Origin of the sequence: Flavobacterium cryophilum (assembly GCF_048286555.1) — a bacterium.
Classification (GTDB): Bacteria; Bacteroidota; Bacteroidia; order Flavobacteriales; family Flavobacteriaceae; genus Flavobacterium.
On record NZ_JBLVPZ010000014.1, the window covers coordinates 36,810 to 52,668 of the forward strand.

Genomic DNA, 15,859 nt, shown 5'->3' on the forward strand with positions numbered 1-15,859 from the left:
CATATTGTTTTACTGATAGTAATAAAACAAGCGTATAAAACGTAATTTTAAAGAATGAGTTCAAATTCCAGTATAAATTTTATTAAAAAAATAAATATACTTTTTTTTAAAATACAACACTATCGAAACGCCGTAATTAACATAAAAAAAGCTGTTGATTAGACAGCTTTTTTGTTAAAAGTTCGGAGTTAAATCATATTTTTTATAAAATTTATCCAACACATCAACCACCTCATCTTCAGTATCTACAATTTTAAATAAATTTAAATCTCCGGCGCTTACGGTATGTTCTTTTTCTACTAAAACTGTTTTTATCCAATCTATTAATCCTGCCCAAAAGGTAGTTCCAACAAGTATAATAGGGAATTTCGCAATTTTTTTGGTCTGAATCAAGGTTATCGCTTCAAACAATTCATCCATGGTTCCAAAACCACCGGGCATCACCACAAATCCTTGAGAATATTTGACAAACATTACTTTTCGAACAAAGAAATAATCAAAATTTAAATTTTTATCGCTATCAATGTACGGGTTGAAGTGTTGTTCAAATGGCAGCTCAATATTCAGTCCTACCGATGTTCCGCCGCCTAAATGGGCACCTTTGTTTCCTGCTTCCATAATACCAGGACCACCGCCAGTAATCACGCCATAACCCGCTTTACTGATTTTATAGGCAATTTTCTCTGCTAATAAATAATAAGCATCATCTGGTTTGGTTCTGGCAGAACCAAAAATTGTTACACAAGGACCTATCCGCCCCATGCTTTCGTAACCATTGACAAATTCGGCCATGATTTTAAAAATCGCCCAGCTATCATTGGTTCTTATTTCATTCCAGGTCTTCCTTTTCATTCTGTCTTGGATGACTTTGTCCTCGTCATTATCAAAATCTTCTAATCTCATTTTCAAAAATATAATTTAATTTCTGTTTTTTTTGCAGCTATTTCCTGCTATCCATTTCAATCTTTATTGTTTTAAACAAAAACAATAAAGCATTTCCATTGCTATCAGGGCTAAGCAAATTTAATACGTTTGCTCTTCAATGGATTTTGTTATTTTGGATATAACTTTACCCGTATGTTCCGTTGTTTTTGATTCTATCAGCATTATTAAACATTCGTTAGTCGACGAAACTCTATGATTTATACCTTTTTTCACTACAAACAAATCTCCTTTTTCCATAGTGAATTTAGGTTCGTTTTGAATTTCCATTAAAAGTTCTCCTTCTACGATGTAAAATAATTCATCTTCATTTTCATGATTATGCCATGGCAAATCTTGGCCCTTAATTTTTGCTACTTTAATAAATTGATCATTAACTTCACCAATTATTTTAGGTGAAAAGTAGTTTTCGACACTACTAAACGCTTCTTTTAAATTCATAATTTTCCCAAATTATTTTTTTAGTTCTATGTATACTAAAGTAATTCTTTTTTCAAGAATTGCGCCGTATAACTTTTCTTATTTTTAATAATCTCTTCCGGACTTCCTTTGGCAACGAGCTGTCCGCCACCTTTACCACCTTCTGGACCAATATCTATAACATAATCCGCAAGTTTAATCACGTCCATATTGTGTTCGATAATCAGAATCGTATTTCCTTTATCAACTAGTTTATTAATCACTTCCATCAACACCCTGATGTCCTCAAAATGCAAGCCGGTTGTAGGTTCATCCAGAATGTAAAACGTGTTCCCGGTATCTTTTTTAGATAATTCACCCGCCAGCTTGATGCGTTGTGCCTCACCACCGGAAAGTGTCGTGCTTTGTTGGCCAAGTGTTATATAGCCCAAACCTACATCCTGAATGGTTTTTACTTTTCTATAAATCTTTGGAATCATTTCAAAAAACGGAACCGCTTCATCTACCGTCATATTCAATACATCTGAAATGGATTTTCCTTTGTATCGAATCTCCAATGTTTCTCGGTTAAAACGTTTCCCTTGGCACGTTTCACATTCTACATACACATCGGGTAAAAAGTTCATTTCAATTGTTCGTACGCCAGAACCTTGGCAGGTTTCACAACGTCCACCTTTTACATTAAAACTAAAACGACCCGCTTTATAACCTCGAATCATACTTTCGGAAGTCATCGTAAACAGATTTCTAATTTCCGTGAAAACTTCGGTATACGTTGCCGGATTACTTCGTGGTGTCCTTCCAATCGGGCTTTGGTCAATATCAATCACTTTATCGATATGTTCCAAGCCTTCAATTTTTTTATACGGTTTTGGTTTTTTGACACCATTAAAATAATACGCGTTCAAAATAGGGTAAAGCGTCTCATTAATCAACGTAGATTTACCACTTCCGGAAACTCCAGTCACGCAAATCATTTTGCCCAAAGGCAATTCTATCGAAACATTTTTCAAGTTATTTCCTGTTGCTCCGGTCAGTTTTAGGAATTTCCCATTTCCCTCCCGACGTTTAGCTGGAACTTCAATTTTCATTTCACCATTTAGGTACATCGCTGTAATAGTATGATGTTTCAGGATTTCAGCCGGCGTTCCTTTACTAATGATTTCTCCTCCGTATTTTCCTGCTTTTGGTCCAATGTCAATCACATAATCAGCGCGTTCAATCATGTCTTTATCGTGTTCAACCACAATGACAGAGTTTCCAATATCGCGTAATTGTTCGAGAGAATGGATCAATTTATCATTGTCCCTTTGGTGTAAACCAATACTTGGCTCATCCAAGATATATAAAACACCTACAAGTTGCGAACCAATTTGAGTCGCTAATCTAATGCGCTGTGCTTCACCACCCGAAAGTGATTTAGAACTTCGACTTAAAGCCAAATAATCCAAACCTACATTCATCAAAAAGTTCAATCGATCTTTGATCTCTTTGATTACTTCCGTAGCGATACGTTTTTGTTTGTCAGATAAATGATTGTCCAAGTCAAGAAACCAAGTTGTCAAATCCGAAATATCCATATCACACAATTCGGTAATATTTTTTTCATTTATTTTAAAGAACATCGCTTCTTTTTTCAAACGGGAACCTTCACAAACGGGACATTTTATTTCGTCCATGAATTCTTTTGCCCAGCGTTTTATAGTTGTGGAGCCGCTTTCATCATGTTGGTTTTTTATGAAATGCGAAATCCCTTCAAAATCAATTTTATATTCACGGGCAACGCCTAAATCTTTGGAGTTGATGGTGAATTTTTCTTTGCCGCCATTTAAAATCATTTCCATTGCTTCCTGCGGAATGGTTTCTATGGCATCCGTCAATTTGAAACCATATTTTTCGCCTATGATTTCCAATTGCTTAAAAATCCAGGATGATTTGTATTCGCCCAAAGGAGCAAAACCACCCGCTTTTATCGATAATTTAGGATTGGGGATAATTTTTTTCGGATTAATTTCATTGACCGTTCCTAATCCGTTGCAGTGATCACAAGCGCCTTTTGGGGAATTAAAAGAAAATAAATTCGGTTCGGGATTTTGGTACGAAATTCCAGTAGTAGGACACATTAAATTCCTGCTAAAAAATCGTACTTCATTTGAATCTTGATCTAAAACCATCAATACGTTCTCGCCGTGATGCATGGCCGTATTGATGCTTTCCGACAAGCGTTTCTCATTATCAGGGGTGGCTTCGATCACCATTCGATCCACAACAATTTCGATATCGTGTGTTTTGTAACGGTCTAATTTCATTCCCAAAGTGATATCCATCACATCGGCGTTTACGCGAACTTTAAGAAAACCTTGCTTGGCAATTTGTTGAAAAAGCTCCGCATAATGTCCTTTTCGAGCGCGAATAACCGGCGCTAAAATATTGATTCGTTTTCCGGTAAAATCCTGAATAATCAAATCTTTGATTTGCTCATCACTGTAACTCACCATTTTCTCGCCTGTATTATAGCTATAGGCATCGGCACCACGAGCATACAACAAACGCAGGAAATCATAAATCTCAGTGATAGTTCCCACGGTGGAACGCGGACTTTTACTGGTGGTTTTTTGTTCGATGGCAATCACAGGGGAAAGTCCATCGATTTTATCCACATCGGGACGTTCCAAGCCACCAAGAAACTGTCTGGCATAAGCCGAAAAAGTTTCTACATAACGGCGTTGCCCTTCGGCATAAATGGTATCAAAAGCTAAGGAGGATTTTCCAGAACCCGAAAGACCGGTTATTACTACCAGTTTCTCCCGCGGAATGGAAACATCTATATTTTTTAAGTTGTGTACACGAGCGCCCTGAACTTCAATGGTATTGTCTTTGTCTAACATAATTTTTGCAAAAAAGCAAAGTTACCATTTTGATTTATTCTTTCGATAGAACACTTTAGAAGTTTATGTTAAATTAGGATATAAAAAAACGCTAATTGTAGTTAGCGTTTTTTAATTTGTAAATTTTTTATTTTATTCCATCCCTAATCCTAGTGTCTGTAAAACTCCCACAATCCACACTATAGGTTTCCAAAACACAATAAAACCTATAATTGATAAGATAGAGAGAAGTGACCAAAACCAAAAACCAGCATCATGGGTAAAAACGGGAAACATTTCATTTAATAACATATAAATACCGAAAGGAATGGCAGCTAATACAAATAGGATCCAAACGATACATTTTATAATAAAAACGATAATATTTAATAATACTTGAAATAACATAACTGTAAATGTATTGTGACTTTCGTCTGATTAAAAATGATTATTTGGATAATAATAACTATTTAAGTTGTTGAAATTTTGAGCAGGAAGGTCATCATTCATTGCGGTGATTAAACCGGTAACTGACAGTGACAGCCCGACACGAATGATACCATCCGTTTTTGATTTTTTCTAGCATAATTTGCAATTGCCGTCAATGTTAATGCAATTGTTACAATTAGGTTTGCAAATTAATTATCATTTTGCATATAATTTTGTTTTTAACATTAATCGTCAAAATCAGGAAACCAACACCCACAATCGTGTTCAAGTAATTGGCACCTATTACATCTTCTCATACTCAAAACACTTGGTATTTTTTTTAATATTCTCTTTATCATAATTTTAGGTTTGGTTATTTATATTTTTCATTATTTTTCAATTACATTTTCGGCTACTTTTATAAATGTATTAGCACCAGGTGGTGCAATTGCTTTAATGGCATTATTAACAACTCTATTGATTGCTTCTTCGTTAACTTTAAAATCGTTAAAATCATGTCTTTCTAAAAAAGTATAAACAGGTTCAAAAACAGGAATTCCTTTAACAAATAATTGCCGCTTAAAACCTACTTCAGTAAATTTCCTTTTAGTGTTAAAAATTACAAAATCATTTCCTTCTTCAAAATATTCTTTATAAGGTGTAATATTTACAAAATAATCTTTTTCAAATTCTACAGAAGCATCTTTTTTTCCTCTATCAAAAGATTCCCTTTCAATAACGATACACTTATTCTTTAATTCTAGAATTTGTTCATTTAAAACTGAGACTTTTTCCTCAAGTTTTTTGTTTACTTCATAATCAATGTTAGATTTTACATTAGCTAATTCAATTGATAATTTTTCTTTATCATGAGTCAATTTTGTTTGAATATTCTTAAAGAAAATTATCCAAACTAATGTTGTTAAAACTAAAGTACTAGATATAGATGCTATTATGATTTCCATTTTTCTCTTATTTAAAAATTAATATTTTTCTACAACGCAGGCGAATGCTTCCCTTTACCAGCACCATTCGGATGTCTATGGCAGGAATTTCCAGTTAAGCTTGTAATAGTTGAAGAAGAAGTTCCACAGTATTTGCAACTATATTGCATTTTTTCTGCACCTTCGTAGAGTTTGTGTTTGCCATTACCTTGAGGATGACGGTGGCAAGAGTTAGCGGTTAAACTCGAAATACTCGAACTTTTTGTTCCGCAGTATTCACAGTAAAAATTAGGCATATTCTTTGTTTTTTTTTGGGTTTTAAACCAAATCTAAAAAGATAAAAAACAATAAAAAACCCCGAATATGTAATTTGGGGTTTCTGTCTTATAAAGCGGGTATTCTGTACTATAATTGATTTTTTGGTTAAATCATTAATCGGATTTTTACAGTAGTTCCGTTTTCTGAAAAATTAATTTTTATGGGGTCTAAATTGGAGGGTTGCATAATTTGTAGGCGTTCTTTGGCTATGGAAATCCCTCTAGAAATATGCGTTTTAGTAGTTTTTGCATTGCCTTTTCCGTTGTCAGAAATGATAATTTCTATTAGGTTTTTATCAAGGATGATAAATTCAATTTTGAAGGCAGGGTAGAGGTACTCCTCATCAAAAGCGTGTTTGAAAATATTTTCTACAAACGGTTGTAATAACATCGTTGGAATTTCGATAAATTCCATATCTATAGCTTCTTCAACTATTATTTGATATTGAATACGATTGTCAAAACGTTGGTTTTCTATCAAAATATAGGTTTCTAAATAGTCAATTTCATCTTCAATTGTGATGGTTTGTTTAGCCGAATTGTCTAATGTTTGTCGCATCAAACTAGCCACTTCGCTAATATAAATGGTTGAATTTCGGGAGTCATGATTAAAAACAAAACCTTGAATAGTATTCATCGCATTGAATGTAAAATGTGGATTCATTTGACTCAGTAAGGCTTCGAGCTTTGCTTTGGCAATTTGATTTTCGGTTTCGGCTTTTTGCTCGGCCCGCTTTTTTATTCTTAAAATTATAAAAACAGCAGTAAAAATCAGTAGGATTCCTATTAAACCATAAAACCATCCCGTTTTCCATAAAGGCGGTTGAATTTTAATTTTTAAAATGTCGAAACGCGATGTTTTCCCCGCATTCAAATCTAAAATTTCAATTTCTAAATGATAGGTATCATTGGGCAAATAGGACAAATAAACAAAAGGCTTTTCGGAATATGGACTCCAATGATTGGTGGTTTTTAGTCGGTATCTGAATTTTAATTTGTTGGGGAAAGAATGCCCTTTTGGCACAAAATCTACAGCAATAGTATTGTGATCATAATCGCAAACTAATTGGTTAGAAGCATAAGAAAACCAACGAAAATCGGATTGATTTATAGGGACTGAATTGATTGTAATTGCTCTGATTTCGATACTAGAAACGGTGCTTTTATTTGCTGTAAGTTTATCTAAATCAATAGTGTAAAATCCTTTTTTGGTGCCTAGCCATAATTGGTTCTTAAAAATATGCGAACTACTAATCGCAGCATCTTTTAATCCTTGTTCTTTGTCAAACAATTGAATGATTCCGTTTTGATAGATGTTGATTCCTTTCTCGGTGCCAATAAAAATGAAGTCCTTGTAACTTTCAAGAAAAGTTATAGTATTTCCAATAATTTGATTTTTTGAAATTGTTTTGAGTATTCGAAATGATTTCGCCACATCAATTACGGTAACAGCGCCAAATTCTGAAGCGATGATTAAGTTGCCTTTTTTGTTTTTGGTAATAAATTTTAGTTTGCTTTCTTTCCAAATGTTTTCCTTTAGCAGCGATTGGAATGCTTTGTTTTGATACACAAACAATCCTTGAAACACCGAAATCAAATAGGTTTTGTCATCCGTATTTAAAATTCCAACAATATCCAAAGGAGTATTTTTATCAAATTCCGAAAAGTGGCTGGCTTTCAAATGATGCACATCATCATACACCCGAACGCCAGCATAAGGAATGGTTTCTATGAATTTATCATCATTGGTAAACCCAATTTTATAACTGTGAATGGGAACATAATTAATGATTTTGCCTTCAGAATTGATTTCGAAAACACCAATATTACTGGTGATCCAAAAGGATTTTTGATGTTTCAAAATTTCATAAAATTCAATTTCTAGAGATTGAATAGAATAATTTAATTCGTAATATCCATCTTGATGTGTAGGTAATTTTTGTTTTGAATTTTTAATAGATTCAATTTCAAACTTTTTAAAATCAGATAATGAAATTATTTTTGAAATGGAATTTTTAATATCCAAAAATGAAACTCCATCTTGATGAAGTATGATTTTTTGACTTTCTAAAGTTTCAAAATCTACAATTGCTTTATTTTCAAATGAATTATAATCAATGGTTTCGTCCAATTGAATTTCGTAAACTCCTTTGTCTTTTGATCCTACATAAAGGATGTCTTTTTTTGGACTGTAAACAACATTCAACAAATTTTTGGAATCGATTCCGTATTGTTCTGAAATGTTTGTCATTTGATTATTGGCAATCGAATAAAGTCCGCCACTTAAATCAAAAACGCCCCAAGCAGCTGCATAAAGCGTGTGGTTTTTGTCTTTTATAAAATCCCAAACTATAGATTTTCCAAACGATTTGGAAGCTGTTTTTTTTGAAACTACATCTTGAATATTGAAACTATCGATAAATCCTTTGTTTCCACTATAAACGATGTTGTCGTAAAATCCTAAACTATAAGCCAAATTATATTTATGAACGGATTCGATGAAGGGTGTATTATTCTTGTAAATGATTTTAAACAAACCTTCGTTTATCGCTGAAAAATAAACTTCATTATTACAAACAAAGAAATCAGAAACCAAGAAAACTCCAAAATGGGGTAAAATCCCTTTTGGAACTGTGAGTTTATTGGTTTTGATATCGATAATGGCAACACCTAATTCTGTGCTTACGTAAATATTGTTTTTGTAAGCCAATAATTTTCGGGTTCGATCTATTGGTAAACCATTTTTGTGATTGAAAATAGTAAATTTTCTACCATCAAATTTGTAAACGCCACCGCCATAACTGGCAAACCACATAGCACCGTTTGCATCTTGCGTAATATCCCAACAACTGTTATTGGTTATTGTATTTGGAAGTATCAGATTGGTAAAAGCACCATTTTCTAATTTAGAAATTCCGTTCTCAGTACCAATCCATAAATCAGTGTTTTTGTCTAAAAACAGCGACCGAACGGCATTATTTGGCAAACCATCGGCAGTAGTGTAATTTTTTGAAGGCTTGAATTGAGCAGTCAAAAAGTAACTAGTCAATAAAAAAATAAAACAGAAAAAATTATTGTTTAAGCGCATGCATTAATGTTGATTTGTTAAATAAATCATCTGATACCTTGATGTTTTTTCCACTCGTCATCTCCAATTCGAACTTTTTGGTATTAAAAGATTTTACGTAATTTTTATTGACAATAGCACTTGCACTCACTTTCAAGAAAAGAGTTTTAGGAAGCAATTGAACCATTTCTTTTAATGATTTTGAATTTACAATTGTTTCTTTGGTTGTTACGATGGTACATTTTCCGTCGCCATTTCCAGTTTCACAGTACATAAAATCTGAAACAATTGCCACTTTGAACCCATCATTATCAGAGAAAACAATCGATTTTTGTTCGTTATTTAGGTTGTTTTTTAATATTTCAAGTCGGTTTAAGGAATTTTTTTGGATTGTTTTAAATTCAAACTGATCAATAATTGATTTTAAACTTAACGGATTGATGGGTTTCATTAAATAATTCATCGCACTACAAGCGATAGCTTCGGTTTGATGATTTTTATGTCCAGTGACAAATACGATTTCAAAGGATCTATCCAAAAAGTGGTTAACGAGGTCGAAACCATTCTTTTCAGGCATATCAATATCTAAAAAAATCAAATCGGGATTGTGTTTTTCGATAGCGACAACTGCTGTATCAACAGAATTGCATAGCTCTAAAATCTGAATTTTATCATCGCTGTAGGTTCTACAAAAACTATGAATGAGTTCTCTTGATTTTAGATCATCATCAACGATGACTGCTTTAATTTTCATGGATTTATATTTTACTTCAATTATATTATGTTAAAAATAATTAGGAAATTATTCTATCGTCATCGATTTTAGTTTTGTTCTATAGGCTTCAAGCGCAATAGATTTAGAAATGAAACCGTAATATTTTCCTTCCTTGAGAACGGGTAAGAAGGCTTTTTTCGATTTTTCAAATTTATTCATTACCATTTCCATGCTGTCGTCAGGAGAAATGATTTCTGTAGGTCCTGTCATTATATCGCCAACCAACGTATATTTAACACGATAGGTATTGAAAATTATTTCTCGAATATCATTAAAATGAACAATACCCAACAAGGTTTTTTCGGGATTAACTACGGCAAAAATTACTTGATTAGAATGAGAAATTAAATCGACCAGTCTACCTAAATTTTCATCGGGTGAAACCGTTAAATAATCCGTTTGGATTATAGAAGTGGTCTCCAGAGTCGATAGGATATTGGTATCTTTATTGCTCGTAAAAGCATGGCCCTTTTGGACTAAATTTTTAACATCCATAGAGTGTTTTTCAAATCGTTTTGAAATTGCAAAACTAATTGAGGCTACTATCATCAAAGGTATCATCAAGTTATACCCTCCTGTAATTTCAGCAATTAAGAAAATTGCAGTCAAAGGAGCATGAAAAAGCCCACTTAAAATTCCGGCCATTCCAACTAATGTGAAATTACTAACAGGTAATTTAGTAAGTCCTGTCAGATTTAAAAATTTAGAAAAAAAGAAACCAACATATGATCCCAAAAATAGGGAAGGAGCAAAATTACCACCATTACCGCCACTGGCTAAGGTAATTCCAGTTGCAAAGACTTTCAGCATCATTGTAAAGCCTACGAAAATCAATAAAGCCCAGCTATTGTCACGAAAACCGCTAAACAATGTGTTTTCAAGTAATTTCCCGGGATCATTGTCAGACAATGTTTTGATACTTTCGTAACCTTCTCCAAAAAGCGTTGGAAAAATAAAAATAAGAATGGCTAAAATCGAAGAACCAAACAACGCTTTTTTATAAGGCGATAATTTAAATTTTGCAAAAAAATGTTCTACTTTTTGAAAATTACGAGAATAATAAACTGAAATAAATCCGGTAAACAAACCTAAAAGAATATAGAAAGCGATGTTATGGTAATCAAAACTTTCCTGCTGTTTAAACGAAAGCAAAATGCCTTCATCCAATGCAATCACGGAGACTAAAGCGCCTGTAGCAGCTGCAATCATAATAGGTGTAAATGCGGCAATACTAACATCAACCAGCAGCACTTCGATCGCAAATAAAACCCCAGCAATTGGCGCATTAAAAGCAGCGGCAACACCTGCGGCAACACCACAACCGATTAGGAGCGTTCGGTCTTTATAACTTAATTTATATTTTTGAGCATAATTCGAACCAAAAGCAGCACCAGTAATTACAATCGGACTTTCTAAACCTGCCGAACCTCCTAAACCAACGGTTAGGGAACTTGTGACGATTTGGGCATACATTTGTTTTTTGGGGATAATGCTCGCTTTTTTTGCAACGGCATATAAAATTTGTGAAGTCCCTTTTTCAAGTGTTCCTCCTAAAACCCTTTTGACAACGAATACGGTAAGCAGGATACCAATTATGGGTAAAATACTATTGATGAATCCTAATTTTAATATTCCACTGACATAAGTTGCAAAAGAAAAAACCCAATGCGCAAAAGTTTTTAAAACGATTACGGCAAATGCAGATGAAATACCAACTAAAACAGCTGATAAAAATATAAATTGCTTTGGCGTTAAAATGGATTGTGCAAAAGCTATTATTGTTTCTAATTTGGAAATATATTTTTTGAACATGATAATTTTTAAAAGGGATGCAAAACTACTATTATTTTAATTTCAACAAATATTTTTCAACGCTTCTTTTGCGCTTAAAGGTTTTAAATTACAAACTGCCGCACAGCTTCTGGATTTATTTTGTTTAAAAGTATTTTCTAAGGCGTGTGTAAAATTCATAAAAAAGTAAATTTTTCGTCATTCCGAGCACAATCGACGGACTAAAATCCAACCGCTGTATCGTCACCTCTGAAATCAGCGCCACCTTCTAGTTTTTTACTTGGCAAAACCAAAATAGCATCTACTTTTCCTATAACAGGTGTTGTTTTTTCATTAATGATGTATCCTCGTGACTTTAAGGATTCGAAAGTTGTAGCATCGAAAGTATTAGGCTCAAAAGTGATTAAATCCGGTAACCATTGATGGTGAAAACGAGGTGAGTTTACTGCTTGTTGCATGCTGAAATTATATTCAGAAACATTTAAAATCGTTTGCAATACCGATGTGATAATTGTAGAGCCTCCGGGCGAACCCACAACCATGAATAATTTACCGTTTCTTTCCACAATTGTTGGCGTCATGGAACTCAGCATTCGTTTTTGTGGCGCAATACTATTGGCTTCATTTCCCACTAATCCAAACATATTAGGTTCACCTGGTTTGGCACTGAAATCATCCATTTCGTTGTTTAAGAAAAACCCCAATTCATCACAATAGTATTTAGACCCATAACCGTCGTTTAATGTTGTCGTTGCCGAAACAGCATTACCAAATTGATCTACAATCGAATAATGGGTCGTCTCTGTACTTTCATTATAATTTACCTTTCCTTCTTTTATTTCCGATGATAAGGTGGCTTTTTCAAAACTAAAATTCGACATTCTTTGTTTCAAATAGTCATCTGCCATTAATGCTTTCAAAGGAATTTTAACAAAATCAGGATCACCTAGATAATAACTTCTGTCGGCGTAAGCTCTTCTTTCGGCTTCAACAATAACTTGAATCGCTTCAGTTGAATTATGTCCCATTTTAGCGAGGTCGAAAGGCGCTATCATTTTGAATATTTCAGCGAGACAAATTCCTCCACTGCTGGGCGGAGGCATCGATATTACCTTTAAATCCTTGTAATCAAAAGTGAGTGGCGTTCTCCATTTGGCTTCGTATTTAGCCAAATCTTCCAAAGTGATTATAGCTCCTTTTTCCTGAAGATATTTGACTAATATTTCAGCAGTTTTCCCTTTGTAAAATTCAGCTCTGCCATTTTTTGAAATCCTTTTCAACGTAGCTGCCAGCGCAGGATATTTTACAACATCATTTTCTTTGAAAGCAGTTGCAAATAGCGTTTTGTCACCATTTACTTTTATGATTTTCGCTCGGTAATCATTTAGTCTGGCTTCTTGTTTTTTAGTAACAATGACCCCTCTTTCGGCTAATGCAATTACGGGTTTCAGCAGTTCTTCGATAGGGAGTGAACCTAGTTTTTCATGAACGGCAAAAACGCCTGCAATTGTTCCGGGAACTCCAATAGCAAGTGGAGATTCCGTACTTTTTCCTTTTATCACATTTCCTTTTTCGTCAAGAAACATGTCTTTAGTGGCTGCCAATGGTGCTTTTTCTCGGTAATCCAATGAACCAACTTCGCCATTTGCTTTACGATACACCATAAAACCACCACCGCCAAGATTTCCTGCAAACGGGTAAGCCACTGCAAGAGCCAATTCGGTTGCTACCATCGCATCAAAAGCATTACCGCCTTTTCTCATGATTTCCACTCCAATTTTTGACGCTTCTTCACGAGCCGATACTACCATTGCCTTATTAGCAACTAATCCTGTAGGTTGAACCATTACATTTTGGGTTTTACAACCAATAGAAAAAACACTCAATAAAATAATCATTTTTTTCATTCGAATACTATAAATTTAAAAACCAACGGCTTTATTATCACCCCTTTTGTCTGCGCCACCTTCCAGTTTTCCATTTGGAAGAACCAAAACAGCGTCTACTTCGCCAATGATTTCTTTGTTTTTTTCATTGATAAAATATCCTTTTCCTTTCAGTTGTTTTATTACGTCCTTGGCGAAAGAATTGGGTTCAAAAGTAATTTCATCGGGTAACCATTGATGGTGGAAACGTGGTGCGTCTACCGCTTCTTGCATACTCATATCAAATTCATACACATTTAATATTGTTTGTAAAACCGAAGTGATAATGGTGGAGCCTCCCGGTGTACCCACAACCATGAAAAGTTTACCGTCTTTTTCTACAATAGTTGGCGTCATGGAACTTAACATTCTTTTTTCGGGAGCAATGCTGTTGGCTTCACTTCCCGTTAGTCCGTATAAGTTTGGAACGCCGGCTTTGACACTAAAGTCGTCCATTTGATTATTTAAAAAGAAACCTAATTCGTCACAATATATTTTCGAACCATAATTATCATTTAAAGTAGTTGTTGCCGAAACTGCATTTCCTTTTGAATCTACAATAGAGTAATGCGTGGTTTGGTTGCTTTCATATCCTTTTATTGCTCCGTGGGCAATATCCGAAGATTTAGAAGCTTTATCGAATGAAAAATCAGCCATTCTTTTTTCTAAATAGGATGGACTTACTAATTCTTTTAACGGCAGTTTTATAAAATCAGGATCACCCAAGAAATAATTTCTGTCGGCAAAGGCTCTTCGTTCTGCCTCTGTAAGTACTTGAATTGTTTTTACGCTGTTGTGTCCCATTTGCGAAAGATTGAAAGGTTCAATCATTTTCATAATTTGATTCAGACAGATTCCGCCACTGCTGGGAGGCGACATAGATGTGATTTTTAAATTTTTATATTGAAAAGTAATTGGAGTTCGCCATTTGGCATTATAACTTTTTAAATCTTCTAATGTGGCATTTCCACCTTTTTTAGCAAGAAAAGCAACTAACTTTTGAGCCGTTTCCCCTTTGTAAAATTCATCTCGTCCATTTTTAGCAATACGTTTTAATGTTGCTGCTAAAGCGATATATTTTATGGTATCATTTTCTTTGTATGTTTTGGAAAACAAACTGTTCTTGCCATTACTTTTTATAAAGGAAGCTCTGTAGTACGCCAAACTTTCGGCTTGAAATTTAGTAACAACAACGCCTCTTTCTGCCAAAGCAATTACAGGTTTTAGAATTTCACCAATGGGTAAAGAACCATATTTTTTGTGTACTTCAAATATTCCTGCAATGGTACCCGGAATTCCGGATGCCAAAGCAGTCGCAGTACTTTTTCCTTCAATTACATTTCCTTTTTCGTCCAAAAACATATTTTTATATGCTGCCAAAGGTGCTTTTTCTCTGTAATCGATAGCACCTGTTTCACCATTGGCTTTTCTAAAAACCATGAAGCCGCCACCACCAATATTTCCTGCCTGAGGATGTGAAACCGCCAAAGCCAGTTCCATGGCAACCATAGCATCAAAAGCATTACCGCCTTTTTTCATAATTTCAACTCCAATTTGTGACGCTTCTTCACGAGCGGAAACGACCATCGCTTTTGAAGTCACTAAACCAGTTGGTTGAATAGTCTTTTCATTCAATTTGCAACCTAAAACGATAAGTAAAAGCAGGAACATTATTTTTTTCATAAAGTGGTTTTTTTACTATTCGAAAATAAGATTAATTCTTCAAAGAATTCGGTGAACTCCTTTTCAAACTCCGAATAAAATTCCGAAAGCTCATTGGTAGCAAACCGCATTTTAGATTCGTTTTTGGTGCGATGGTCCATTTGAGTCAAAATATGCTCAATTCCTTCAACCGTTTGATAACTCACCAGCCAATTTTCTTTCATCATGATAGGCATTAGTACTTTGGTTCGTTCTGACAGCATTTCATAATTATAATGCAAGGATTGGTAAAATCGTTCCACAAAATCCTCCAGTTTTTCATCGGAATACTTCTTCCAGTTTTTTGCCAAAAAATGGTCGTAAAAAATATCTATAATCACACCGGCATAATGATGATAATGCTCATGCAACCGTTTGGTACTTCGTCTAAAAACGGGATGTGCATCAGTAAAAGTATCAATGGCACGATGCAGAATAATTCCTTTTTGAATTTCTAGAGGATAACTCTCAAAATGTTTTCCACGAATTCCATCAGCCATGAAATTGCCAATTTTGATTAAATCATTATCACCGGAAAGATAGATGTGTGCTAGAAAATTCATTCGCCTAATTTAGGAATTTTAATGGTTAATTTTGAATTCTAAATGACTTTTATAAACCGTCAATTATTATATTTGTGAGCAATTTAAAATTTATAATTCAAAATTTAAAATAATAATC

Annotated in this window: 11 protein-coding genes; all 11 read right to left on the reverse strand. The window is 34.1% G+C overall.

The features are described from left to right. Positions 1–174: 174 nt before the first annotated feature. The 11 genes from ACNQGJ_RS15900 to ACNQGJ_RS15950 all read right to left on the reverse strand — a co-directional run bounded on the left by ACNQGJ_RS15900 (position 175) and on the right by ACNQGJ_RS15950 (position 15,741). Positions 175–903 carry an LOG family protein gene (locus tag ACNQGJ_RS15900; RefSeq protein WP_417974750.1) on the reverse strand — a complete coding sequence of 243 codons (729 nt, stop codon included), beginning with the start codon at positions 901–903 and terminating at the stop codon, positions 175–177. A 120-nt stretch (positions 904–1,023) separates the two neighbouring features. Further along, complete coding sequence (locus ACNQGJ_RS15905; protein ID WP_417974752.1) at positions 1,024–1,383, reverse strand: cupin domain-containing protein; 360 nt, start codon at positions 1,381–1,383, stop codon at positions 1,024–1,026. A gap of 35 nt (positions 1,384–1,418) precedes the next feature. Continuing rightward, entirely contained in the window at positions 1,419–4,250 is a 2,832-nt protein-coding gene (gene uvrA / locus ACNQGJ_RS15910) for an excinuclease ABC subunit UvrA (protein WP_417974754.1), read from the reverse strand. A gap of 797 nt (positions 4,251–5,047) precedes the next feature. Further along, positions 5,048–5,623, reverse strand: coding sequence for a hypothetical protein (locus ACNQGJ_RS15915; RefSeq protein ID WP_417974756.1), 576 nt, complete (start codon positions 5,621–5,623; stop codon positions 5,048–5,050). A 29-nt stretch (positions 5,624–5,652) separates the two neighbouring features. Beyond that, complete coding sequence (locus ACNQGJ_RS15920; protein WP_417974758.1) at positions 5,653–5,898, reverse strand: hypothetical protein; 246 nt, start codon at positions 5,896–5,898, stop codon at positions 5,653–5,655. A 127-nt stretch (positions 5,899–6,025) separates the two neighbouring features. Further along, positions 6,026–8,953 (reverse strand): sensor histidine kinase, encoded by a 2,928-nt coding sequence (locus ACNQGJ_RS15925; protein WP_417980387.1) that lies wholly within the window; start codon positions 8,951–8,953, stop codon positions 6,026–6,028. Between the two features lie 37 nt (positions 8,954–8,990). After that, a complete protein-coding gene (locus tag ACNQGJ_RS15930; protein WP_417974762.1) occupies positions 8,991–9,740 on the reverse strand; it encodes a LytR/AlgR family response regulator transcription factor in 750 nt (249 codons plus the stop codon). A 48-nt stretch (positions 9,741–9,788) separates the two neighbouring features. Beyond that, positions 9,789–11,573, reverse strand: coding sequence for a chloride channel protein (locus tag ACNQGJ_RS15935; RefSeq protein WP_417974763.1), 1,785 nt, complete (start codon positions 11,571–11,573; stop codon positions 9,789–9,791). A 200-nt stretch (positions 11,574–11,773) separates the two neighbouring features. Further along, complete coding sequence (ggt, locus tag ACNQGJ_RS15940) at positions 11,774–13,459, reverse strand: gamma-glutamyltransferase (RefSeq protein WP_417974765.1); 1,686 nt, start codon at positions 13,457–13,459, stop codon at positions 11,774–11,776. Positions 13,460–13,474: 15 nt separating this feature from the next. Then, positions 13,475–15,160, reverse strand: a complete 1,686-nt coding sequence (gene ggt, locus ACNQGJ_RS15945) for a gamma-glutamyltransferase (RefSeq protein ID WP_417974767.1) — start codon at positions 15,158–15,160, stop codon at positions 13,475–13,477. Then, positions 15,157–15,741 (reverse strand): acyl carrier protein phosphodiesterase, encoded by a 585-nt coding sequence (locus tag ACNQGJ_RS15950; RefSeq protein WP_417974770.1) that lies wholly within the window; start codon positions 15,739–15,741, stop codon positions 15,157–15,159. The genes ggt (ACNQGJ_RS15945) and ACNQGJ_RS15950 overlap by 4 nt, the downstream gene beginning before the upstream one ends. Positions 15,742–15,859 lie beyond the last annotated feature (118 nt).

Excerpts from the sequence above, each read along its gene's own strand:
- ACNQGJ_RS15900 (WP_417974750.1), bottom strand. The coding sequence starts at position 903 with ATGAGATTAGAAGATTTTGATAATGACGAGGACAAAGTCATCCAAGAC.
- ACNQGJ_RS15920 (WP_417974758.1), bottom strand. The coding sequence starts at position 5,898 with ATGCCTAATTTTTACTGTGAATACTGCGGAACAAAAAGTTCGAGTATT.
- ACNQGJ_RS15905 (WP_417974752.1), bottom strand. The coding sequence starts at position 1,383 with ATGAATTTAAAAGAAGCGTTTAGTAGTGTCGAAAACTACTTTTCACCT.
- ACNQGJ_RS15915 (WP_417974756.1), bottom strand. The coding sequence starts at position 5,623 with ATGGAAATCATAATAGCATCTATATCTAGTACTTTAGTTTTAACAACA.
- ACNQGJ_RS15935 (WP_417974763.1), bottom strand. The coding sequence starts at position 11,573 with ATGTTCAAAAAATATATTTCCAAATTAGAAACAATAATAGCTTTTGCA.
- ACNQGJ_RS15930 (WP_417974762.1), bottom strand. The coding sequence starts at position 9,740 with ATGAAAATTAAAGCAGTCATCGTTGATGATGATCTAAAATCAAGAGAA.
- ggt (WP_417974765.1), bottom strand. The coding sequence starts at position 13,459 with ATGAAAAAAATGATTATTTTATTGAGTGTTTTTTCTATTGGTTGTAAA.
- ggt (WP_417974767.1), bottom strand. The coding sequence starts at position 15,160 with ATGAAAAAAATAATGTTCCTGCTTTTACTTATCGTTTTAGGTTGCAAA.
- uvrA (WP_417974754.1), bottom strand. The coding sequence starts at position 4,250 with ATGTTAGACAAAGACAATACCATTGAAGTTCAGGGCGCTCGTGTACAC.
- ACNQGJ_RS15950 (WP_417974770.1), bottom strand. The coding sequence starts at position 15,741 with ATGAATTTTCTAGCACACATCTATCTTTCCGGTGATAATGATTTAATC.